Source organism: Methanobrevibacter sp. DSM 116169 (genome assembly GCF_046197865.1).
In the GTDB taxonomy this organism is placed as follows: Archaea; Methanobacteriota; Methanobacteria; order Methanobacteriales; family Methanobacteriaceae; genus JAHKLT01.
Window position 1 is genome coordinate 1472239 of the sequence record NZ_CP166990.1, and the last position, 22537, is coordinate 1494775.

25 protein-coding genes are annotated in these 22537 nt (G+C 25.8%); 15 read left to right on the top strand and 10 right to left on the bottom strand.

The features are described 5' to 3' along the window. Nucleotides 1-15 precede the first annotated feature (15 nt). From ACA134_RS07080 to ACA134_RS07090, 3 genes are read right to left on the bottom strand one after another with little or no spacing between them, the layout of a single operon-like run. Nucleotides 16-366 carry a hypothetical protein gene (locus ACA134_RS07080; RefSeq protein ID WP_409199720.1) on the bottom strand — a complete coding sequence of 117 codons (351 nt, stop codon included), beginning with the start codon at nt 364-366 and terminating at the stop codon, nt 16-18. Nucleotides 367-409: 43 nt separating this feature from the next. Further along, a complete protein-coding gene (locus ACA134_RS07085; RefSeq protein WP_409199721.1) occupies nt 410-781 on the bottom strand; it encodes an ADP-ribosyltransferase in 372 nt (123 codons plus the stop codon). Between the two features lie 2 nt (nt 782-783). Beyond that, a complete protein-coding gene (locus ACA134_RS07090; protein WP_409199722.1) occupies nt 784-1068 on the bottom strand; it encodes a hypothetical protein in 285 nt (94 codons plus the stop codon). A 216-nt stretch (nt 1069-1284) separates the two neighbouring features. Here ACA134_RS07090 and ACA134_RS07095 point away from each other — a divergent pair, with 216 nt between their 5' ends. From ACA134_RS07095 to ACA134_RS07125, 7 genes are all read left to right on the top strand, one after another. Further along, nucleotides 1285-1728, top strand: coding sequence for a pyruvoyl-dependent arginine decarboxylase (locus ACA134_RS07095; protein WP_409199723.1), 444 nt, complete (start codon nt 1285-1287; stop codon nt 1726-1728). 12 nt (nt 1729-1740) lie between these two features. Then, the gene (locus tag ACA134_RS07100) at nt 1741-3597 is read left to right on the top strand and encodes a bifunctional NADP phosphatase/NAD kinase (protein ID WP_409199724.1); all 1857 of its coding nucleotides are present in this window, start codon (nt 1741-1743) and stop codon (nt 3595-3597) included. Next, the gene (gene cfbE / locus ACA134_RS07105; RefSeq protein ID WP_409199725.1) at nt 3575-5041 is read left to right on the top strand and encodes a coenzyme F430 synthase; all 1467 of its coding nucleotides are present in this window, start codon (nt 3575-3577) and stop codon (nt 5039-5041) included. Before ACA134_RS07100 ends, cfbE begins: the two co-directional genes overlap by 23 nt. Nucleotides 5042-5282: 241 nt before the next feature. Beyond that, nucleotides 5283-6152 carry a hydroxymethylbilane synthase gene (gene hemC, locus ACA134_RS07110; protein WP_409199726.1) on the top strand — a complete coding sequence of 290 codons (870 nt, stop codon included), beginning with the start codon at nt 5283-5285 and terminating at the stop codon, nt 6150-6152. Nucleotides 6153-6169: 17 nt separating this feature from the next. Further along, nucleotides 6170-7123 (top strand): Gfo/Idh/MocA family oxidoreductase, encoded by a 954-nt coding sequence (locus tag ACA134_RS07115; protein WP_409199727.1) that lies wholly within the window; start codon nt 6170-6172, stop codon nt 7121-7123. 19 nt (nt 7124-7142) lie between these two features. Beyond that, a complete protein-coding gene (locus ACA134_RS07120) occupies nt 7143-7757 on the top strand; it encodes an orotate phosphoribosyltransferase-like protein (protein ID WP_409199728.1) in 615 nt (204 codons plus the stop codon). Nucleotides 7758-8125: 368 nt separating this feature from the next. Then, nucleotides 8126-8467 carry a hypothetical protein gene (locus tag ACA134_RS07125; protein ID WP_409199729.1) on the top strand — a complete coding sequence of 114 codons (342 nt, stop codon included), beginning with the start codon at nt 8126-8128 and terminating at the stop codon, nt 8465-8467. A gap of 2 nt (nt 8468-8469) precedes the next feature. Here ACA134_RS07125 and prf1 read toward each other — a convergent pair whose 3' ends face one another. The 3 genes from prf1 to ACA134_RS07140 all read right to left on the bottom strand — a co-directional run bounded on the left by prf1 (nt 8470) and on the right by ACA134_RS07140 (nt 11687). Next, nucleotides 8470-9702, bottom strand: coding sequence for a peptide chain release factor aRF-1 (gene prf1 / locus ACA134_RS07130; protein ID WP_409199730.1), 1233 nt, complete (start codon nt 9700-9702; stop codon nt 8470-8472). Nucleotides 9703-9821: 119 nt separating this feature from the next. Next, complete coding sequence (locus ACA134_RS07135) at nt 9822-10181, bottom strand: YbaN family protein (protein WP_409199731.1); 360 nt, start codon at nt 10179-10181, stop codon at nt 9822-9824. Continuing rightward, nucleotides 10182-11687 carry a catalase gene (locus tag ACA134_RS07140; RefSeq protein ID WP_409199732.1) on the bottom strand — a complete coding sequence of 502 codons (1506 nt, stop codon included), beginning with the start codon at nt 11685-11687 and terminating at the stop codon, nt 10182-10184. 173 nt (nt 11688-11860) lie between these two features. On the opposite strand from ACA134_RS07140, the gene pyrH reads away from it, so the two are divergent. Genes pyrH through ACA134_RS07165 form a run of 5 tightly spaced genes read left to right on the top strand, consistent with a single transcriptional unit; the run spans nt 11861 to nt 14745 of the window. Further along, nucleotides 11861-12532, top strand: coding sequence for a UMP kinase (gene pyrH / locus ACA134_RS07145; RefSeq protein ID WP_409199733.1), 672 nt, complete (start codon nt 11861-11863; stop codon nt 12530-12532). Between the two features lie 13 nt (nt 12533-12545). Then, nucleotides 12546-13334: a TatD family hydrolase gene (locus ACA134_RS07150; RefSeq protein ID WP_409199734.1), complete on the top strand. Its 789-nt coding sequence runs from the start codon at nt 12546-12548 to the stop codon at nt 13332-13334. Nucleotides 13335-13369: 35 nt separating this feature from the next. After that, the gene (locus ACA134_RS07155) at nt 13370-13558 is read left to right on the top strand and encodes a DUF2116 family Zn-ribbon domain-containing protein (protein ID WP_409199735.1); all 189 of its coding nucleotides are present in this window, start codon (nt 13370-13372) and stop codon (nt 13556-13558) included. Nucleotides 13559-13567: 9 nt separating this feature from the next. After that, entirely contained in the window at nt 13568-13891 is a 324-nt protein-coding gene (locus ACA134_RS07160; protein ID WP_409199736.1) for a heavy metal-binding domain-containing protein, read from the top strand. 5 nt (nt 13892-13896) lie between these two features. Continuing rightward, a complete protein-coding gene (locus tag ACA134_RS07165) occupies nt 13897-14745 on the top strand; it encodes a heavy metal-binding domain-containing protein (RefSeq protein WP_409199737.1) in 849 nt (282 codons plus the stop codon). On the opposite strand, the gene ACA134_RS07170 is transcribed toward ACA134_RS07165, so the two are convergent. After that, nucleotides 14742-15566, bottom strand: a complete 825-nt coding sequence (locus ACA134_RS07170; RefSeq protein WP_409199738.1) for a sulfite exporter TauE/SafE family protein — start codon at nt 15564-15566, stop codon at nt 14742-14744. The genes ACA134_RS07165 and ACA134_RS07170 overlap by 4 nt on opposite strands. Nucleotides 15567-15618: 52 nt before the next feature. Between ACA134_RS07170 and ACA134_RS07175 the strand changes: the two genes are divergently transcribed. Next, the gene (locus tag ACA134_RS07175; protein ID WP_409199739.1) at nt 15619-16710 is read left to right on the top strand and encodes a hypothetical protein; all 1092 of its coding nucleotides are present in this window, start codon (nt 15619-15621) and stop codon (nt 16708-16710) included. A gap of 40 nt (nt 16711-16750) precedes the next feature. Continuing rightward, entirely contained in the window at nt 16751-18658 is a 1908-nt protein-coding gene (locus ACA134_RS07180; protein WP_409199740.1) for an MJ1255/VC2487 family glycosyltransferase, read from the top strand. Here the strand turns inward: ACA134_RS07180 and ACA134_RS07185 are convergent. From ACA134_RS07185 to ACA134_RS07195, 3 genes are all read right to left on the bottom strand, one after another. Next, nucleotides 18653-19585 carry a transcription initiation factor IIB gene (locus ACA134_RS07185; RefSeq protein ID WP_409199741.1) on the bottom strand — a complete coding sequence of 311 codons (933 nt, stop codon included), beginning with the start codon at nt 19583-19585 and terminating at the stop codon, nt 18653-18655. The two genes, ACA134_RS07180 and ACA134_RS07185, sit on opposite strands and share 6 nt — an antisense overlap. A 44-nt stretch (nt 19586-19629) precedes the next feature. Beyond that, nucleotides 19630-19896: a Gar1/Naf1 family protein gene (locus ACA134_RS07190; protein WP_409199742.1), complete on the bottom strand. Its 267-nt coding sequence runs from the start codon at nt 19894-19896 to the stop codon at nt 19630-19632. Nucleotides 19897-20051: 155 nt separating this feature from the next. Further along, the gene (locus tag ACA134_RS07195; RefSeq protein ID WP_409199743.1) at nt 20052-20807 is read right to left on the bottom strand and encodes an RraA family protein; all 756 of its coding nucleotides are present in this window, start codon (nt 20805-20807) and stop codon (nt 20052-20054) included. 204 nt (nt 20808-21011) lie between these two features. Between ACA134_RS07195 and ACA134_RS07200 the strand changes: the two genes are divergently transcribed. Beyond that, nucleotides 21012-22274 (top strand): hypothetical protein, encoded by a 1263-nt coding sequence (locus tag ACA134_RS07200; protein WP_409199744.1) that lies wholly within the window; start codon nt 21012-21014, stop codon nt 22272-22274. Nucleotides 22275-22537: the final 263 nt, after the last annotated feature.

A 22537-nucleotide genomic window follows, 5' to 3' on the forward strand; every position in this document is an offset into this window, starting at 1 on the left:
CTTTCCAAAAAAAAATCAAAAAGAAGTTAATTCATCTTCATCTAACTTTTTAATATAAATAATTTCCTTAATAAAAGGCCTATATTCAGGGTGTTTATTAATAAAATTTAAAGCTAAAAGATTACGATACTCAGCAGATACTAAAGAAGGCATATCAAAAGAATAAGCTCTTTCAGATCTTTCTTGATCAATAAGTTTTTCAGTTAAAACTGCATCTCTTTTTTCCCTAAAATAAGGAATATTATCTTTAAGAAAAGATTTAATAATATTAGGAATAGGTTCATTAAGATTAACTATTTTATCAATTTCTTCTTTTGATAAATTTTTAATATAATTATTATTTGGGCTTAAATGATGTGAAATCATAAAATTACCTCCATATTTATGTAAGAATATTATAGGTATTTAATTATTTAAGTTTTTTCTTATTTTTAACAACAAATTTCCATTTTAACAACAATTCTCCATCTTGACCTAGAAATTCCAGCCTTGTTCCAATATCAAATAAAACTTCAAATTCTTGTTCAATTTGAGTGATATTTTCAATTAAAAGTATTTTTGTGCCTTTTGAAACTAAAATAAGGTTCAAATATTCACCATATATTTCTGGTTTAAGATTTTTAGAAATAGTAAATGACAAATAGCTTAAATACTCATAAACATCATTTTCACTATATTTTTTTAAAGATTGTGTCTTTTCTCTCCTTACAAGAACAATATCTTCTTTTAAAACTTTTCCTTTTTTAAATAATGTTTTTCCAATATTTAATGCTTCATCCAAACTTATACTCTTTTTTTAAAATAATTATCAGCCAAATTATTCCAATGATTTTCTTGTAGTTTTTTATCTTTTAAAGTTCTAAGATATGTGTTTATATGAACATGCCCATCTTGTGTATACATTTCTAAAAAATATTGTTCTTTTAATGTCAAATCCTCTTTTAAAATACCATATTCTTCAACAAAAGCTTTTTGATCTTTTAAATTTTCACTAACTCCATAAATATCTTTTCCATTATAATTTATTACTTTTTCTTTATCATAAGCCCATTTTGATTTAATTTTCATTTTACAATATTTAACCTCCTTAAATTTAATAAAACTAATAAAATATTTAAATTATCTCTTATAAATGGATATAAAATTATTGTTTTAAAAAATAATACATTTAAATGTAAATTTTACAGTTAAAAAGCAATTAAATAAGTTCAAGTAAAAAATCAATAAAAAAAAAATTCAAAAAAATATATAGCATTTAAAAACAATATTATAAACAGTGATAAAATGAAAATAGCTATTGTTTCAGGAAAAGATGAAGGACCAAGTAAACTTAATGCATTTGATAATGCATTGTTAAAAGCTGGAGTAGGAGATGTAAATCTCATAAAAGTTTCAAGTATGCTAGAAAAAGATACAGAAATTGTAGATTTACCTAATTTAAAAGCAGGATCTATGATAAACTGTGTATTATCAACAATAAGCTCAAATAATCCTGGAGAAAAAATCACATCATCAATAGCTATTGCATTAGGGGAAAATCTAGGTTGTGTTGTTGAAAATTCTGGAATAAACAAAGACACAGATAAAGTCATAGAAGAATCTGTAAATATGGTAAAATATATGATGAAAAAAAGAAATGAAACAATAAAAGAAATAATCGTTAAAGAAGAAAGTCACATTGTAGAAAAAATTGGTTGTGTTGTTTCTGCTGTAATATATTTAGATTAAGAAGTGATTTTAATGAAAGAATCATATAAAAAACTTGCAACAAAAATTTCTAATGAAATTATAGAAGCAGTTGAAAAGGAAATAGCTAAGCATATTGGTAAAAAGGAATCTGGAGATATTGTTAAAATAGGTGCAGATGGTACTCCTACATCATATATTGATATAATAGCTGAAAATATTGTAATTGATATTTTAAAAAGGCAAAATGAAAATTTTTTCTTAATTAGTGAAGAAATAGGTGAATTGATTATAGGAAAAGGAAAAGAAGAACAAATTAATATTTATGAAGCTTTATCAAGAGAAAATACTGATTATTCTGAATTACCAAAACTCATATTTTTAGTAGATCCTCTTGATGGTACAAGTAATGCTATAAAAGAGATTCCATCATATGGTATTTCTGTAGCTGTAGCTGAAACTCCAGAAGGAAGAATGGCAACATTAGATGATGTGAAATTAGGTTTTATTAAAAATTTTACTAATGGAAATTATTTTGAAGCTAGAAAAGGTGAAGGAGCTTGGTTAAATGGTAAAACAACAAAACCAAGTGAAGAAACAAGAATAAGTAATATTTCAATTGGAGGATTTACAAAAAATAGTACTGTTGCAGCTTCAAAATTAATCGATACAGCAAGAAGAATGAGAGTTTTAGGTTCTGTCGTATTAGAACTTTCATATGTAGGAAGTGGAAAATATGATGCATTCCTAGATTTAAGAGGTAGTAGAATCATTGATATTGCTGCATCAAAATTGATTGTAGAAGAATGTGGAGCAATTATTACTAATAATTATGGAGAAAAACTAAACAATAAACTTAGTATTCATGAGAAGGCAATTGTAGTAGCTGCTGGTAATGAATATTTGCATGAGCAAATAATTGACATTATAAATGATAATGAAAAAGAAATTATTGCTAAAATAGGAATTGTAAGTAGAGTTGATGATTATAAATCAATATTATTTTCTATAAAGATAATTGATTTTTTATTTAAAAATGGAATTGATATAGAAATTGAAACTAGCTTAGCTCTTAAATTACAAGAATTAAAAAATAACCCTAAATTAAATTATATATTACATAGAACTAAATTAGAATCTCCTGAAATTGAAGAATATATTGATGATTTAAAATTTGATATTGATTTTAAAGAATATTCTGCTAAATTAGATAAATTTGACTGTGATATGGCCATTATTTTAGGAGGAGATGGTACTTTACTTAGAACACAAAGTAAAATGACTCAAGAAATTCCAATTTTTGGTATTAATTTAGGTACTGTTGGTTTTTTAACAGAAATTGAAATTAAAGACACATTCAAAGCTTTAAAAACTGTTATTAAAGGAAATTATTATATTGAAAAGAGAACACAACTTAGAGTCTCCTATGAAGATCAACGTTATTATGCACTTAATGAAGTAGTAATAATGACAGAACAAACTGCAAAAATGCTTCATTTTGAAGTTCAAGTAGATGACGAAGTAGTAGAAGAATTTAGAGCAGATGGATTAATTATTTCAACACCAAGTGGTTCTACAGCATATTCAATGTCTGCAGGAGGACCTATATTAGATCCTAAAGTTGGAGGATTTATTATAATTCCAATTTGCCCATTTAAATTAGGAGTCAGACCATTTATTGTATCAGATAATAGTGAAATTAAAATCAAATTGCTTAAAAAAGGTAAAAAAGCTATTTTTGTAATGGATGGTCAAATAAATGAAGAAGCTGAATATTTAGAAGAAATTAAATTTAGAAAATCTAAGAAAAAAGTCCATTTTATAAGAACTAGTAGCAAATATTTCTATAAAAAAGTTAAAGATAAATTAAAAGAAGGCGGGCTCAGTAGTGAACACGAATGCTGGGAATAAATGTTTAATAATAGATTTGACTCATGGTGGAGTTAAACTTGCTAGTAAAATAAGTAAATTAAAAGCTTTTAAAGATGTTTACATATATGATATATATAAAACAGCTCAAAAAAAAGATAAAGATTTATTAAATAGCTTAAATGTTAAACTAATTGATAATTTAAAAGATTTAGAAGGTAATATATTAGTTATTTCTCCAATACATTTACCTCTTACAAATGAAGAAATAATTAAAGAAATTAACAATAATAAAAACACTTACAGATTTATGACCCATCATGAAGCTGTTAAATTTATTTTAAATGATTTTTTAAAAAAACACAATAATTTAGATATAATTGAAATAACAGGAGTTAAAGGTAAAACTAGTTCTGGATTTATTTTAAATGAAATACTTAAAAAACATAATACTTTACTTTTAAGTAGTTTAGGAGCATTTATATTTAAAAATGAAACTAAATATAAGCTTAAAGAAAATATTAGTATTACGCCTGCAAATATCTTAGAAACAATTGATCTTGCAGAAAAGATTAAAAATCCTCCTTGTAGTATAAAAGAAAAGTCTGATGATATAGATTATAATATATCTATTTTTGAAAATTCTTTAGGAACATGTGGAATTGGTGATGTGGGACTTCTAACTAATATTATTGAAAATTATAAAATAGCTAATGCTAAAAAAGATGCAAGTAATGCTAAAAAACAAATTTTTAATTGTAAACTTGTAGTCATTGAAGAAGAAACATTAAATAAATTTTATCAAAAAGAAAGTGAAGAATATAAAGATAAAATAAATACCTTTTCAATAAATCCTGAAAATTCAAAAGCTAATCTTGTTTTAAAAGATGTTAAATATAGTTTAGATAAAACAATACTTAAAATTGAATATAATAGTATAATTACTAAAAATAAAGATCTATTAACTGGTAAAATAGAAATTGAAACATTTGCACTTGGCCCTCACCATTTACAAAACATTTTAGGAGCAATTACTACATCTCTAACATTGAATATTAGTAAAAAAGAGATTATTGAAGGATTAACTAGTTTTAAAGGTTTAAAAGGTAGAAGTTCAATTAAACAACTTGATAAAAATCATATCATAGAAGAAATAAATCCTGGCCTTAATACAAAGTCAATTAAAGCATCAATAGATATGTTACAAGATATTGAAAATTATTACATCATTATTGGTGGAAGCTATGGCATTACTTGTGAAGAAATTGATGAAGAAAAACTAGCAAAATACTTAGATAATTTATCAAATAATGATAAGTATAATCTTATTTTAACTGGAGAACTTGGAAGAAGTCTTCAAAATAAAATAAATAATAAAATAGATTTTGTTGATGATTATAAAGAAGCTCAAAAAATAGCTACTCAAAATAATAAAAATATCTTATTTATTTACAGGTCAAATTATAAAGATTTATCAAAAAGATGAGTTTTATTAAAATTTGAAATTTTCATTAAAAACTATTACAAATTAGATAAAAATTTTTTCTTAAAAAAAATAGATGAAAAAAAGATTAAAATTAAAAATAAAATAAGGAAAAATTTTAAATACAAATAAAAATTAAAAATTTATATTAATAATTAAAAATAAACTATACTTACTAAATAAATTAAATCCATAAAAAATAATATTATTGATTTAAAACATTTTAAAAAATGGAGCGAAATAATTGATTATTGGAACTAGAGGAAGCGAATTAGCACTTGTCCAAAGTAATACAACTGCAAAAGATTTATCTAAGCTAACAAAATCTAAAGTAGAATTGAATATCATTAAAACTAAAGGAGATAAGATTACTACTTCTCAATTATATGATATGGATTCTAAAGGTCTTTTTACGAAAGAATTAGATAAAGCTGTTCTTGAAGAAGAAGTCGATTTAGCAGTTCACAGTTTAAAAGATGTTCCAACTGATTTAGATGAAGATCTTAAAATAGTTGCAGTTCCTCAAAGAGAATCCCCTAACGAAGTTCTCATTTCAAATAAAACTTGGGAAGAATTAGGACCTGGTTCAAGTCTTGGAACTAGTAGTTTAAGAAGAGAAGCTTTTTGTAATCATTATAATAAAGAATTTGAACTTAAACCTATTCGTGGAAATATTGAAACTCGAATAAACAAAATTAAAGATAATGAAGTAGATGCTACAATTATGGCTCAAGCAGGCATTAAAAGGTTAAATTTAGAAGAAAATATTAAAACAATATTTCCACTGGATTACATTACACCTGCAGCAGGTCAAGGTGCACTAGCTATTATTACAAGAAAAGACTCTAAAAAGAAAGATATAATATCTAAATTAAATGATGATAGATCTTATTATTCTGTTTTAGCTGAAAAAACAGTTCTTAAAGAATTAGGTGTTGGTTGTCAATGGCCAATTGGTTCAATAGCTACAATAAAAAATAATGAATTGAATCTTTATGCAATATTATTAACTCAGAATGGAGAAATATTAAAAGAAGAAAATGTTAAAGGACCTATAAAAGAAGGAGAAAAGCTAGGTCAAAAAGTTGGAAAAATATTTAAAGATTATATTTAATTAAAGGAGAAATCAGTATGGAAAGTATAAATGTTGGTGTTATTGGTGTAGGTGCAATGGGTTATAACCATGCTCGTGTTTATTATAGATTAGAAAATGCTAATTTAATTGCTGTTTCTGATGTGAGTGAACAAACTTTAAATAAAGTATGTAAAAAATATGATGCAAAAGGATATAATGATTATGAAGATTTATTAAAAGACCCTGAAATTGATGTTGTAAGTGTTTGTGTACCTACAACTCACCATCATAATGTAGTTATGGAAGCTATTAAACATGGAAAACATGTTTTAGTAGAAAAACCAATTGCATTTACTGTTGAAGAAGCTGAAGAAATGATAGCTGCTGCAAAAGAAAAAGGAGTTATTCTTGGAACAGGACATGTTGAAAGATTTAATCCTGCAGTACAAAAAGCTAAAGAATTAATTGAAAACGATGTTATTGGAGATGTTGTATCTGCATCTGCAAAAAGAGTTGGGCCATTTCCTCCTAGAATTAAAGATGTTGGAGTAGCTATTGATTTAGCTATTCATGATTTAGACGTAATGTACTATCTTTTTGATGAAGATGTAAATCAAATTTATGCAACAATGGGTAGTATTTTAGAAAAATGTGGATATGAAGACCATGCAGAAATAATGGTAAATTTTAAATATGGTATTACTGGAATACTTGAAGTAAACTGGCTTACTCCGTATAAAAGAAGAGAAATTGAAATTACTGGAACCGATGGCATTATTTCTGTAGATTATATTGAACAGAGTATTGATGTTCATGGTAAATTTGCTCAAGACATTGAAGTAAAACATGAAGAACCATTAAAAGAAGAATTAAGTTCATTTTTAAATTCCGTAGCTAATAATGAAGAACCTACTATCACTGGTGAAGATGGTTTGAATGCTCTTAAAATGGTTATAGCTGCTCAAAAATCATCAAAAGAAGAAAGACCAATAAATTTTGATGAAATATAATTAACTTATAGGTGATTATATGAAAAAAGAATTAATAAATAAAGCTCAAGATTTAAGATCTCATGGTTTTACAACTGGAGAGATAGCTGACGAGCTGAATGTATCTATTGATACAGCAAGATGGTTAACTTTACAAAAAACAACTGAAGAAAAAAATGATGCACCTCTGGACTTTGCAATTAACTGGGAAAATTTAGGTGGAAACTCAACACGTTTAAAATTTGTTTCAGGTGCATTAAGTGATATTGCATTATCACATGGAGAAGCTGATGTTGTAGTAGGAATAGCTGTTAGTGGAGTTCCTTTTGCAACAATGATGGCTGATTTTTTAGACGAAGTATCTGAAAATAGAACTTCATTAGCTGTTTTTCACCCAAATAAACATAGAAAGGATAAAAAAAGTGATAGTGGTGAAGGTGCTATAAGTGGCAATTTTGGTTCTGTAAATGGGAAAAAAGTAGTTATTGTTGATGATGTTATTACAAGTGGAAATACTGTTAAAGAAGTAATTCATTCAGTTAAAGAAAATGGTGGAGACCCTATTGTTGTAACAGTTTTAATTGATAAAGCAGGACTATCTGAAATTGATAGTGTTCCTATTGAATCACTTGTTAAAGTAACTAGGCTTGGTTAATTACTTTAATATATTAATTTTTTTACTTTTTTTACTTATTTTTTTATAAATTTTAATTTCATTAATAATTTTTTGAATAAATATACTCAATAAATCAATATATTAATTTTTCACAGGAAATATTGAACATTGTTTATAGTTTTAAAAATTACCTATTCCTTTATATACGTTAACTTACAAATTATAGTATGAAGTTACATAAAAAGAATTATTTAATATACAGACATGAAATAAAGCCTGAAAATTATCACAAAAACTAGTAATAAATCTAATAATTTCTGAAAAAATATACAAACTGATTAAAAAAAATGAATTATTTCAAAAAATTTCCAAGGTTTTAATAAAAAAAGTTAGGTAAGTGATTAAAAATGTATAAAAAAAATATTGATATTATTGATGATGGTGAAATCAACATTCTACCACAACACTACAAAGAAATAAAAAGAGATTATCTTTGTAGAAAAGAAAGCAAATATGGATTATATAAAAAATACTTTATTAAATATAATATTGACAAAGATACATTTATGGAAATATTAAATCTAATTAGATGTGAATCTAAAATGCCAGTATATGGAACTAAAAGAAAAGATAAAAGAAAACATAACCCATTTAGTTTCCATGATAAACATCCAAAATCCTATAAAATTAATGGAACATATGAAAATAATAGTGGGTTTCGAAAAAACGAAACACACTTAAAAAATTAATTTTAATTAACTTTATATCTTAAGATAGCTGCAATGCCTCCAAAGGCTTTAAATAGCTGCATACCTTCTTCTGTTTCTGTTGAAATAAACTCAACATCTGAACCTACTTCTTCTGCAAGTTCAACAAAATCTTCAATCAATGTTTTTGAATCTGTTTCTTTCATTTTTTCATTACATTTCTCACAAGATTCATTTACATCAGATTTTGGATCTATTGTAATTTGTTTTTCATGAGAACAATTAGCACATCTTAATGTTTTCCTTGTAAGAAGTAAATCTTCAGATAATAAAAGAGTGTCAACTGCACCAATTAATAGATTATTTCTAACTTCAGCCTCACCATAAGAAGCTAGACCATCTTCTTTAATAAGTTCTTGTAAAAAGGATTGGACAATTTTTTTCTCTTTCATTACATCTAATTCTTCTAATAAATCAGAAGATTTATCAATTACTTCTCTAATACCAAATTCACCAGTATAAGATGTATCAACAGTAGTAATGATTTTATCTTTTATTTCATAGTTAAGATAATCTCCTTGAACAAATTCTTCTTTAGTGTGACCTGGTCCACCAATAATAACTCCAGTTAAATCTTCCATATCTAAGAAAGCATCATTCATATGCTCTCCAATTCTTTTTTTAAATTCATGTGCAGCTAAATCAATTACACGATCAAATCTTCTCTGAGATTGACCACCTGCTTTATGCTTACCTGGAACACCACTAGTTAAATGAGTTAAAATATCTATACGTTTTCCTCTTAATGTAGCTATTGTAGCTTCTTTTCTATCAATAACTGCTATCCCATATGTTTCTTTAACTTCGATCATGTATTCTAATGGTTCTAAAAAGAATTCATTATTACATTGATACCAATATGTTTGAATCGGCTCAGGAGGTTCAAAAACATAAGTTTCCATTTTTTCTGTACCAGGACCACCTTTTGGAATCATACCTACAAATAAAACCAGCCCATTAGCTGGTGGTTTTTTAAATAAACGGATTCTTTGCAAGATAACTTCAATAGCTGATTGAACATTTTTTTTAGTTTGTTTACTTTTTATGTTAGCACTTTGTCCAAGTTCATCCCTCATGTGTTTTCCAACATCACTTAGTTGTTTATCAGGAGGAATATAAACTGAAACAAGCTCTGTTCCCCTACCTTTCTTTTCTGATAGCTCTTTTAATGTTTTTTTAAATTCATATAATTCTTTTGATGATATATCTGATGACATAATATTCTCCAATAACAATAAAATTAGTAAAAATGAGATTTCATAAATAATAATATATAACTATATTATTTATTATAAATAAAGATTTTTGAAAAATGAGATTTTTAAAGCAAAAAAAATTATTTTTTAGTTTTTAAAAGTAAAATATGGCATGTAACTATAATAGCTATAGCTAGTAGTAAAATTCTTATGTAAAAAGTATCTACAAAAATAATAGATATTGAAATCATTAAACAAACAAATATTATGCTATTTCTTTTAACTTCAGGTGGTACTCCTACCTTATTCCTATAATTTTCAATATAGCTTCCAAAATATTTATTCTTTTTAAGCCAATCATCAGCTTTTTTAGAACTTCTTGAGAAGAAGAAAGCTGCAGCTAAAATAAAAGGAGTTGTAGGTAAAATTGGTAGTATTATTCCAATAAAACCAATACCCACAAAAGAAAACCCTAAACCTAAATAAATTTTCTTTTTCATCTAATTTAAGGTTGCTTTTACTCTGTCTTCTTGTGACATTTCAGCTAATTCTTTGACTTTACTAAAATCAAGTTTTAATCCTTCAGCTACTCTTGTTCCATAATCAACATCTGCTTTATAAAATAAAGCACATTGTCTATATTGAAGATTTTCATTTGCATTAGAAATATGTCCTAAAATATTTGAAATAAGGTTATTCTTATTCTTATCATCTAAAACTCTTCTATAAAATTCTCCAACTTGAACAAAATCAACATCTTCTGTTGGACGAGTATGTCTATCAAGTACAGCATCTAATTCAAATACTGGAGGTTTAAATGATATATCAGGTTTTGGGCCTCCCAAAGTACTCGGATAATAATTTGGATATGGATTTTCTTCGTCCATATTCATGTACCCATCTCTTTGATTTGTAGAAATTTCAGCATTTTTAGCATGATTAACAGGAATTTGACTATGATTAATACCTAATCTATACCTATGTGCATCTTCATATGCAAATAATCTTCCTTGAAGTAATTTATCAGGAGAAGGTCCAATTCCAGGAACAAAATGAGATGGTGAGAAAGCAGCTTGTTCAATTTGATTAAAGAAATTAGTTGGATTTTTATTTAAAACCAATTTTCCAAGTGGAATTAAAGGATAATCTCCATGATACCATACTTTGGTAATATCAAATGGATCAAATTCATATTCCATAGCTTCTTCATTTGTCATTATTTGAACATAAACATCCCACTGAGGATATTCACCATTTTGAATTGAAACATATAAATCTTCAGTTGCATGATTTGGATTTTCACCAGCTAATTTTTCAGCCTCTTCAGCAGTTAATGTTTTATTTCCAAGTGTGGTTTTAAAATGATATTTAACCCATACATATTCTTCATCTTCAGTATACCACAGATAAGTATGACTTGAAAAACCGTCCATATGTCTAAAATCTTGTGGTGTTCCACGATCTGTAAATAAGAAGGTTGCTTGATGTAATGATTCCGGAGTAAGTGACATGAAATCCCAAAACGCATTAGGATCTGGTAAATTAGTAATAGGATTTCTTTTTTGAGTATGGATAAAATCGGGAAATTTTATAGCATCTCGAATGAAAAATATTGGTATATTATTTCCTACTAAATCATAATTACCCTCTTCAGTGTAAAACTTAAGTGCAAATCCTCTTGGATCTCTTGCAGAATCGGCTGATCCTCTTTCTCCACCAACAGTGGAAAATCTAGCTAAAACTTCTGTTTTTTTACCTATTTTTTCTAAAAACTTTGCTCGAGTATATTTTGAAAGGTCATGTGTAACTTCAAAATAACCAAATGCCCCTGCACCTTTTGCATGAACAACTCTCTCAGGAATCCTTTCTCTTGAAAAATGAGCTAATTTTTCAAGTAAATGAGAATCTTGAAGCAATGTATATCCTTCTTTACTTCCTGTTGTAATAGATGCCTGATCATTATAAACAGGTTCACCTTCATTAGTTGTTAACTTTTTATTAGACATTTTAAAAACTCCTCAAATATTTACTTAGTTTTGCAAATATTTTTCTATAATTATATATAAATAAACAGTGATTAATATATTTTACTAAAAAATCTGAGGAAATTAAAAAATATTTTATAAATTAAGAAATACTTTTATTCTTTAAATAATATAAATTAATGTAAGGTGTCAAAATGAGAATAGTTGTTGCAATCGGAGGATCCGTACTTTTAAATAATTATGATTCTAAAAAATTTCAAGAATATAGAGAAATTTTAGAAAATTTATATGCTGAACATGAAATATTTGTTGTAGTAGGAGGAGGTGTCCCTGCAAGAGAATATATAAATATTGTTAGAGGATTAAATGGAGGAGAAGCTATTTGTGATGATATTGGAATAGAAGTCACAAGAATTAATGCTAAATTGCTTTCAATAGCTTTAGGATCTCATGCTTATCAAAAAGTTCCTCACAACTTCCAAGAAGCTTTAGAATATTCAGCTACAGGAAAAATAATAGTGATGGGTGGAACAGAACCAGCTCATAGTACAGATGCTGTATCAGCAATACTTGCAGAATATGTTAATGCAGATATTTTAGTTAATTTAACATCTGTTGATGGAATGTATGATAAAGATCCTAATAAATTTGAAGATGCTAAATTAATTAGTGAAATTACAGCTGATGAAATGTTAAGCTTTATTCAAGGAAAAGATACTAAAGCAGGAACTTATGAATTTTTTGATATGACAGCTATTCAAATGATTAAACGTTCTTCTATTAAAACAATTATAGCTAATGGTTATAATCCAGAAAATCTTGAAAAAATAATTAATGGAGAAAAAATAGGTACTCTTATAATTTAGGTTGTTTGAAAAAATGGATAATCTTATTGATATTGGAATTAACTTGATGCATCCTTCTTTTAAAAAAGATAGGGAGCAAATCATTAAAAATGGTAAAAAAGTAGGAGTTAATAAGTATATAATTACTGGAACTACTATAAAATCCAGTCAAGAAGCAAAAGATTATTCTGGAAAGTTTCAGAACACATTATATTCAACTGCAGGAGTTCACCCACATAATGCTAAAGATTGTAATGAAGAAACATTAAAGCAGATTGAAGAATTATCTACATTTGATCAAGTAATAGCTATTGGTGAATGTGGCTTAGATTATAATAGAAATTTTTCAAAGCCTCGAATTCAAAGAAAATGGTTTGAAAAACAGGTTCAACTAGCTCAAAAATTAAATATGCCTTTGTTTTTACATGAAAGAGATGCTCATGAAGATTTATATAATATTTTAGAAGAATATCCTGATATGGCTCAAAAATCTGTTATTCATTGTTTTACAGGTACTAAAGAAGAAGTTAAAAACTACTTAGATTTAGGTTGTTATATTGGAGTTACAGGTTGGGTTTGTGATATGAAAAGAGGTAGATCTTTACAAGAAGCTGTTAGAATTATTCCACCTGAAAAGATGATGATTGAAACTGATGCTCCTTTTTTAATTCCTAAAAATTTTGATGAAAAGATAAAAAATAATAGAAATGAGCCAAAATATTTACCCCATATATTAAAAACAATTAGTAAATATAAAAATATAGATGCTGATAAATTAGCTATTGAAATTACAAAAACAACAAAAAGTTTTTTTAATATTTAAAAAAATAATTTAATAAAATAAATAATGGTGAAAAAATGATTGAATCACATAAACATTGTCCTATTTGTGGAGCACCAATTCCACTTAAAGAAAGAGTTTGCTCTCCAGATTGTGAAAAAGTATATAATGACAGAGTTAATAAATCTCAAAAAAGTAGAATAGTATTATTCATAGTATTACTTATTTTCATAGGTATTTGGGCTTATATGACTTTTTTAAGTTAAATTGATATAATGATACTTTCTTCAACTAATACATTAGAAAATAAACAGATAATTAGTTATAATGGCCTTGTAACTGGAGAATCATTAATTGGATCTAATGTATACAAAGATTTGTTTTCTGGAGTCCGTGATGTTGTTGGTGGAAGAACTTCAAGATATGAAGTTGAAATTCAAAAAGCTAGAGAATTAGCCTTAGATAGTATGAAAATGAAGGCTGAAGAATTAGATGCTAATGCTATTATAGGCCTTAAAATTTCTTATAATAATTTAGGTGGAACAATGGGAAATACTATTCTTGTAACTGCCTATGGTACAGCTATTACTTATAAATAGATATTATGAAATTAGATATTCCAAAAGAAAGATTAACCTATCTTAGAGAAGCAGGTTTGTGTATTTCTCTTGGAACAATATCTGGACTTTTAACTTATTTTCTTTTTTTATATTTTGGAATTGATATTTTTGGATGGAATCTAGGTTTAATTTTTGCTCCATTAGTTGCAGGTTATGTGGAGACTTACTTGTCAAATAAAATTATAGGTGAAAGCATAGGTGCAATTAGTGCTTTTATTTTATTTTTAGTAACAGTTATCTATGGTTTTATTATAGCTAATTCTACACTTGGAATAAATATTATAACTGGTCTTAGTATTGTTGTTATATTACAAGCTGCACTACCTACTTTAATTAATTATTTTTTACTTGTAGTTATAATTGGAATTATTTCATATGCTTTTGGATTTTTTAAAAAAATTACAGATTATTTATATTATAAGTTTTCACTGCTTTATTATGATTTAACTGGAAAACCAATTACTCATAAATTAAAAAAAGGTATTGAATATGATGAAAACATTAGTAATATTGATATAAATGATTTAGGAATATTATTTATAAGTTCTGAAGATTTATTAACTGATGTTACAAAATATATTGGAGTATATGAAGGAAAAACGATTTTTCCAAAAGATATGCATATTGTTTCTGTAGATTTTAAAGGAAAAGAAAAAAAAGTTTTACATAATCTTCAAAAAGCTAAAGATCAAGCATTATTAAATTTATCAGAAGATGCAAAAAAAGATGGTTGTAATTGTATCTTAAACTTATCAATAGAATATGATTCTGTTGGTTTTGGTGGAGATAGTTATCAAGTTGTAGCTAAAGGCACTGGTGTTAGAATAGGTTAAGGTAATATTCCTATCATTTTTAGTGAAATATATAATATTGCAATTAAAAATACTAATTTTAATTTTTTATCATCAACTTTATCTGAAATTTTAGCTCCCATATATGCAAAAGGAATAGAAAATAGACAAATTACAAATAAGTGAATTAAATTTATATATCCAATAGAATAAGGTAGAATATTTACATCTAAACCTGTTAAAATATATGAAGCCATACCACCAATAGCTGTAAAACAAATAAATATAGAAGATATTCCAATAGATTTTTTCATTGAATAACCAAGTAATAAATTTAAAATAACTATTAAAAATATTCCTCCTCCAATACCTAAAAGACCAGATAAAAAGCCAATAATTAAACCAATAATAATAGTTAAATAATTATTTAATTTAAAATTAAAATTAAAAGATTTATTTAATGTAATTAAATCATAAATAGCTATTATAAGAAGAAAAATTCCAAAGGCTTTTTCTAAAACCACATATTCCGCCATACTAGCAGCTAAACCACCAATAAATCCTCCTAAAATTCCGAATATTCCGAATTTAGCCCCTGGTTTTATAATACCTTCTGTATTCTTACTATGCCTATATGCACCAGTAAATGCCGTTGGTACAATAATAGCTAAACTTGTTCCAAAAGCTATTAAAATAGCTATACTATCATCAATTCCTGCTGATTGTAATAAAAAATATTGAAATGGGACAAATAAAAATCCTCCACCAATACCTAAAAGACCTGATAAAAAACCAGCAAGAATTCCAATTATAATTAAAGAAATTATATATTCAATAGTAAAAATTTTAAAAACCTCATACAACTTTATTTAATTATTAAAGTTTTTATCTAATCAAATATATAAATAGACTAAGATGAAATTTAATAGAAAAATAGTTGTTGGAATATTATTAATATTACTTGCAGTGTTTATTTTTTTTAGTGATGCTTTAAATGGAATTATAAGACCTATAACACATATATTTTTAATGGGATCATCTAAAGGAAAAGATGTTCTATTTTTTGGGATTTTTGGCTTATGTTTAATCTTATCTCAATTATATAACATAGCTATTACTAGAAAATTTATAAATAAAAATAAAATAAATTATTATTTAAAAATTGTAATAATATTATCATTTATTTTAGCTATTTCTGGTATTGCTTTAGAAGTAGTTTTAAGAATGTCTATGAATATTGATTTAAATACGGTTTTTGTAGCATTAAAACCAGATATGACAAGTACAAGTATATTACATTCACATATCTATAAATCAGTACTTGGGGAAATTGTTTATTCAACATTTAATAGTTTAGTTTCTTCAAACATTCATTTAGGAAATTCATTGTTTCCATATATTCCAAAAATAGCTATTTTACTGGTAGTACTTTTCCCAATAATATTTATATATTTAATTTTATCTCTTCAAAAACGTAGCTTATTAATTACTGCTTTATTAAGTTTTTTTGGAACTTGTGCATTAATTGGAATATTAGATGGAGGTTTATTTTCAGTTCCAGCAATTTTAGGTCTTTGTGGAATGATATTATTATATAGAAATGAATATTATTTTAATTATGTTGCAATGAAGCTATTAAAAAGAAATAAAACCAAAGGAATTCCTCCAAAATATGAAAAATATTTAGTTTCAAAAAAATGTTTTAGATATTTTTTAAATAGATTTTTACCTTATCTTGTTGTAATAATCATAATTTTCTTAAGACTTTCAATAACAATTATTGGAGCTAATACAGAATATTATGATGTAAATATAAAAAATTTAGAAGAAAATATTGATTTTTCAAGTGAATATAAAACATTGAAAATTATTGAAAGTGAAAATAATACAGAACTTATAATATCTCCAAATTATAATGAAATGGTATTATTAAATCGTATTGCCTTAGAAGTAAAAGAAAAAGCAGATTATATGACGATGTCGTGGAATGGATTTTCATATTTCTGATATATAAATATATATAGTAAAAAATTAAATTAAAGATAACATGAAGCTTAGCATTATTATTCCTACTTATAATGAAGAAGAATATCTTCCAATACTACTTGAAAGTATTAAAAAACAACGCTATGAAGATTATGAAATTATCATAGCTGATGCTAATTCAATAGATAAAACTGTTGAAATAGCTAATTCTTATGGATGTAAAGTAGTTGAAGGAGGATTGCCTGGAGTAGGTAGGAATAATGGTGCAAAAGTAGCTGAAGGAGAATTTCTTTTATTTTTAGATTCTGATTTACAACTTACATATGATTATCTTTTAAAATTAGTTGATGAGTTTACATCAGCAAACATAGGTATTGGTATCACACAAATGGAACCTTTATCTGAGAAAAGAGAAGATAAAATTCTTCATAATTTAGCTAATTGGTTTATGATAGCTTCTGAAAAGATTAAACCTCATGGAGCAGGTTGTTATGGAATAATTTCCAAAAAAGAATTACATGATGCTTGTGGGGGATTTGATGAAAGTTTAAATTTTGGTGAAGATACTGATTATATTGAAAGATTAGCTAAAATAGAAGAATTTAGAGTATTAAGAAATCCGAAAATCAGGGTTTCAACACGTAGACTTGAAGAAGAAGGATTATATACACTTATTTTACAATATGGAAAAAGTACTGTAAATGATTTTAGAGGGAAAAAAACAAGTGCAGAAGATATTAATTATGGTTTTGGTCATGGGCCTATGATAGCACTTGATAAAGAAGAATTAGAAGAAATAGCTGAAAAATCAAGTCATATAAACAAAAAAACAAAGAAAAAGAAAAGTAAAAAAACTAAAATCAATGTTCAAAATATCACCAGTAAATCTGATTTAGAAAAAGAAAAATCCAATAAAAAAACAGTTTTTTATGGAGTTTGTGGAGAAGGAATGGGTCATGCTATTAGAAGTGCTGTTTTAATAGATCGTTTAAAAGAAAAATATAACATTTACATCTTCACAAGTGATAGAGCTTATAAATATTTAAATAAAAAATTCAATAATGTATTTGAAATTGGAGGATTTAATACTGTTTATGAAAATAATCATGTAAAAAATAGAAAAACATTATTTGAAGCAGTAAAAGATAATCCAACAAATCTTAAAGAAGGTTATGATATATTATATAAACAATCAAGGAAACATAAACCTGATATTATAATTTCTGATTTTGAAAATTACTCCAGTATTTTAAGTAAATTAATTAATGTTCCACTTATAAGTTTAGATAATATCCATATGATAACACAAACAAAAATAGATTACCCTCCTAAACATCAAGCAGATATGTTAAAAGCTAAAGGAGTTATAAAAGCTTATATTATAAGACCAAAAATTCATATATTAACTAGTTTTTTTTATCCTAAAGTAAAACCTGGAAAAAAAGCTATTATTTATCCTCCAGTTTTACGAGAAGAAATTTTAAAATTAGAACCTGAAATTAAAGATCATATTCTTGTCTATCAAACAAGTGACTCAAGTATTAAATTAGTAGAGAAATTAAAAGATCTTGATGAAAAATTTATTGTTTATGGTTTTAATAAAAATGAAATTAATGGTAATTTAATATTTAAAGAATTTAATGAAGATAGTTTCTTTAAAGATTTCCAAAATGCAAAAGCTGTAATTTGCAATGGAGGATTTACTTTTATTAGTGAAGCTATTTGTCTTAAAAAACCTATTTATAGTGTTCCAGCTATTGGAAATTTTGAACAAGTATTAAATGGATTCTATGTTAATAAGCTTGGTTATGGTGAATATCATAAAAAAATAAATTCTGAAAAAATTAGTGATTTCTTAAATAATTTAGAAAAATATCAAAATAAGTTAAATACAGTTAAAAAAACAAATAATGACGATATATTAAATGAATTAATATACCGTATTGAAAAATATTCTAAAAAATTATAAAGTTACTCCCATCTCAAGTTGTTCTGTGAGTTCTTTATATCTGTTTCTGATAGTTACTTCTGTAACACCTGCAATGTCTGCAACATCCCTTTGTGTTTTTCTCTCACCAAGTAAAACTGAAGCAATATATAATGCAGCTGCTGCTACACCAGTAGGTCCTCTACCTGAAGTTAATCCTTTTTCCATAGCTTTTTCAATAATTTCAATTGCTCTAGATTGAACTTCTCCTGATAAGTCAAGTTCACTAGCAAATCTTGGAACATAATCAACAGGTGATGTTGGAGGTAATTTAATATTTAACTCACGAGTTAAAAATCTATAAGTCCTACCTACTTCTTTTTTACTTACTCTTGAAACTTCAGCTATTTCATCTAATGTACGTGGAACATTACAACGTCTACATGCTGCATATAATGAAGCTGCAACAACACCTTCAATACTACGTCCACGAATAAGTTTGTTATCAACAGCACTTCTGTATACTATAGAAGCAGCTTCCCTAACACTTCTAGGAAGGCCTAATCTTGAAGAATCTCTGTCTAATTCACTTAAAGCAAATGCTAAATTACGTTCTGTTGCACCAGAAATCCTAATTTTTCTTTGCCATTTTCTTAGCCTATACCATTGAGCTCTGTTTCTTGCAGGAATATCTCTACCATAAATATCTTTATTCCTCCAATCAATCATAGTACTAAGACCTTTATCGTGAATAGTGTAAGTAATAGGAGCACCTACTCTTGTACGTTTATCTCTTTGTTCGTGATCAAACGCTCTCCATTCAGGACCCATATCTACAAGATTTTCATCAATAACTAAACCACAGCTACCACAAACTACTTCTGCTCTCTCATAATCTCCAATTAAGTTTTCAGAACCACATTCTGGACAATGAGTTTGTTTATCACTTTCTAAGACATCTGCAGACAATCTTTCTTTTTGAACAGATTTTCCAGATTTAGAATCCTGTTCTTTTACCTTTTTCTTCGTGGTTTATTCCCCCTTTTATTGAATCTTTTTTTATTATTTTTTGATATGAAAATTTTCTCTCCATAATTTTTTTTGATTTCATCAGTATCAACTGACCTATATAAGTTTATAGATACATAAGGATTTTTAGTTGGACCAAAAACGTTATTAACTTTTCCAATCTTTTTTTTATTGCTATTTAAAACAAGAGTACCAGGATTTGGAACTAATGAAGATTTAACAATTAGTTTGCCTGAATTGGCAATATGCATACTGTTTCCTAAAAATTTCATAAAATCAATCAAATAAAAAAATTATATATTACATACAATAATATCTTAGTTATTATATATAAATGTTTCGGTAACTATTTATATAAAAAATCTTCAATATTTAAATAATTTACTATTTAAATTAAAAGGCAAATCTACTTCAAATTAGTAATTTGACTTAATGAAATGCCTTGGTTGACCATTGAAATATACTCAGATTCTTTAAGTTTTATATTAAGTGTTTCAAAAATAACATCTTTAAACAAAGTTTTCTCAATAACTACAACACCATTTTCATCTCCAAAGAAAAAGTCATTATTAGCTATTTTTCTTCCATCAACATTAATAAAATCATTAAATTCTCCTAAACCTAAAGGAGATCCTGCATTTGAAACATTATTTAATGCAAAAATTGGAAATTCTAAATCATATAAGACATCCACATCTCTACAAGATCCATAAATTGCACATGCTTTAACACCTTTTTCAATAGCTGCAAGTGATGCGATTTCTCCCCAAATAGCTGATTCATCACTATCAACTAATATAAATAAAATATTTCCAGCATCAATTTTATCAATAGCTATTGCTGATGTTCCCCAATCATCATGGTTTGTTTTACAAGTAAAAATTTTACCATATGTTTTTTGATTATTAATAGAATCTAAATTATAAATAGCTGGTGATTTTTTAGCTATTTTTAAATATGCATCAGAAAATTGGCATGATGAAACATTGTCTAGTAGAAACTTTAAAGTATAATATTCTTTAAAGTTGCTTTCATCAGATTTTAAGTTTAAATCATCAATAGTAACATTATTTAACTTAATATTATCTATTGATAAGTTTTTTATAAAAGTTTCTTTGTGTTTTTTATTAATTAGAGGATTAGGGGAAAATTTATCATTCATGAAATCACCAAAATAAATATAATATTACATATGTTTTTATGGATTATAAATTGTGACTGTCAATTTGTTAGTTGGGTTTTTTTATCAAAAATTATTATTTTTATAATTTCTTTATTTTTTTTTGATTTTTGTGCTTTGTGCACGTGTTTTTTTTAAAAATAAGCTTAAAAAAGTTTATATAGGCGGAGAAACATATTATTAAGTATGTACCTCGAAAAAATATGCTCTCCAATTAGTAATTTGTCTGATGTTCAATATAAATTTTGCTTTCCAGGATTGGAAAAACGTGAAAAACAAAGTAAATTTAGTGTTGATAGAAGTGTTTATACGAATGATAGTCGTTATTATGCTTATAATAATAGTTTTTGTAAGCATTGTTTCTCTCGTGATCTGATTAAACATGGTTTTAATTCTAAAATGTTGATTTCAGTTGATGGTGATGAAAATCATATTTTTGTTCAAAAGTATTTATGTAAAAAATGCGGTAAAATTTCTCAAACAGAATTTCAAGATGAATATGATCCTTATTGTAATTTTTCTAATAATACATTAAATAAATCTAAAGAAACTATGTCATTAGAACGTGTATCATTAAGAAATCTGTCAAAAAATCATAAAACATTTAATAACATTAAAATTTCTCATGAAACAGTTAGAAAATCATTAATATTAAATTCTAATTTATATTACATAAATACTGATGTTGAATTATCTAACTATTATGGATATGATGAGCAATGGGTTAAAATTAATAAAAAATGGCAATATAGATGCGTAATATTCGATTTAATCAATAATGTTCCTATTGCAGAGGAATTAACTGATAATTTAAGCAAAAAATTCATTAAAAATTTTATTGATAAAAATATACCTCCACACAAAAGAAAATTCATTGTAACAGATTTAAAAAAAGAATATGATAATATAATGCGTCAATTAGGTTTTGATCACCAATACTGTACTTTTCATTTAAATTTAAACATAAATAAAAATTTAACTACTTTTTACAATAAAGCAAAAAACAAATACATAAAAGAATTAAAAAACAATGATCCTGAAATGTCAAAAACAGAAATAGATGAACTTGTAGATGAAAAATTAAAAACTATTAAAAAGGAAATAAACGAATATAAACAATGGTTCTGGCAACTATTCCAATTTAAAACATATGGTGAAGCATTAGAATTTATAGAAGAAATAAAAGAAAAATTGCCTGAATTTCCAGAGATATTAGGAGATTATTTGAAAAATAATTTCATGCCCATTTATAAAAAATTCTTAGTTTTCCTCAAAAAAGAACATAAAACAAAAGCATGCCAAACAAATAATAAAACAGAAAATTATATTGGCAACATAATGCCTAAATCATACAAAAAGAAATTTAGAACAGAAATAGGCCTCATGACACAAATAAAACACAGAATAAAAAATTGGATAAAAAACCGAAAAACCCAACTAACAAATTGACAGTCACTATAAATTTTGATATGTTATCTATTTATATTATTAAAATCAAATAATACCACAAGGTATTTTTATAAAAAATACTGTAGAATCAGAGTTTAAGATTATTATTTTATTAATTACTTCAATTTTATTAATTAATTTAAAGAACAAATGGTGAAAAAGAATATTAAATGAAAAATAGCTGTTATAAAGGAAGAATTATTACATTAAATATTATATTACGTGAATGGAATCACAAGCTATTTTAAAAAAGCAACATTGTT

Excerpts from the sequence above, each read along its gene's own strand:
- ACA134_RS07190 (WP_409199742.1), bottom strand. The coding sequence starts at position 19,896 with ATGCATATTGCCAATTCAGGCAAACTAATTGTTAAATCTTCATTAGTT.
- ACA134_RS07160 (WP_409199736.1), top strand. The coding sequence starts at position 13,568 with ATGATACTTTCTTCAACTAATACATTAGAAAATAAACAGATAATTAGT.
- ACA134_RS07080 (WP_409199720.1), bottom strand. The coding sequence starts at position 366 with ATGATTTCACATCATTTAAGCCCAAATAATAATTATATTAAAAATTTA.
- ACA134_RS07140 (WP_409199732.1), bottom strand. The coding sequence starts at position 11,687 with ATGTCTAATAAAAAGTTAACAACTAATGAAGGTGAACCTGTTTATAAT.
- ACA134_RS07115 (WP_409199727.1), top strand. The coding sequence starts at position 6,170 with ATGGAAAGTATAAATGTTGGTGTTATTGGTGTAGGTGCAATGGGTTAT.
- ACA134_RS07095 (WP_409199723.1), top strand. The coding sequence starts at position 1,285 with ATGAAAATAGCTATTGTTTCAGGAAAAGATGAAGGACCAAGTAAACTT.
- prf1 (WP_409199730.1), bottom strand. The coding sequence starts at position 9,702 with ATGTCATCAGATATATCATCAAAAGAATTATATGAATTTAAAAAAACA.
- ACA134_RS07200 (WP_409199744.1), top strand. The coding sequence starts at position 21,012 with ATGTACCTCGAAAAAATATGCTCTCCAATTAGTAATTTGTCTGATGTT.
- ACA134_RS07165 (WP_409199737.1), top strand. The coding sequence starts at position 13,897 with ATGAAATTAGATATTCCAAAAGAAAGATTAACCTATCTTAGAGAAGCA.
- ACA134_RS07090 (WP_409199722.1), bottom strand. The coding sequence starts at position 1,068 with ATGAAAATTAAATCAAAATGGGCTTATGATAAAGAAAAAGTAATAAAT.
- ACA134_RS07195 (WP_409199743.1), bottom strand. The coding sequence starts at position 20,807 with ATGAATGATAAATTTTCCCCTAATCCTCTAATTAATAAAAAACACAAA.
- ACA134_RS07175 (WP_409199739.1), top strand. The coding sequence starts at position 15,619 with ATGAAATTTAATAGAAAAATAGTTGTTGGAATATTATTAATATTACTT.
- ACA134_RS07120 (WP_409199728.1), top strand. The coding sequence starts at position 7,143 with ATGAAAAAAGAATTAATAAATAAAGCTCAAGATTTAAGATCTCATGGT.
- ACA134_RS07100 (WP_409199724.1), top strand. The coding sequence starts at position 1,741 with ATGAAAGAATCATATAAAAAACTTGCAACAAAAATTTCTAATGAAATT.
- pyrH (WP_409199733.1), top strand. The coding sequence starts at position 11,861 with ATGAGAATAGTTGTTGCAATCGGAGGATCCGTACTTTTAAATAATTAT.
- ACA134_RS07155 (WP_409199735.1), top strand. The coding sequence starts at position 13,370 with ATGATTGAATCACATAAACATTGTCCTATTTGTGGAGCACCAATTCCA.
- ACA134_RS07135 (WP_409199731.1), bottom strand. The coding sequence starts at position 10,181 with ATGAAAAAGAAAATTTATTTAGGTTTAGGGTTTTCTTTTGTGGGTATT.
- ACA134_RS07150 (WP_409199734.1), top strand. The coding sequence starts at position 12,546 with ATGGATAATCTTATTGATATTGGAATTAACTTGATGCATCCTTCTTTT.
- ACA134_RS07180 (WP_409199740.1), top strand. The coding sequence starts at position 16,751 with ATGAAGCTTAGCATTATTATTCCTACTTATAATGAAGAAGAATATCTT.
- ACA134_RS07125 (WP_409199729.1), top strand. The coding sequence starts at position 8,126 with ATGTATAAAAAAAATATTGATATTATTGATGATGGTGAAATCAACATT.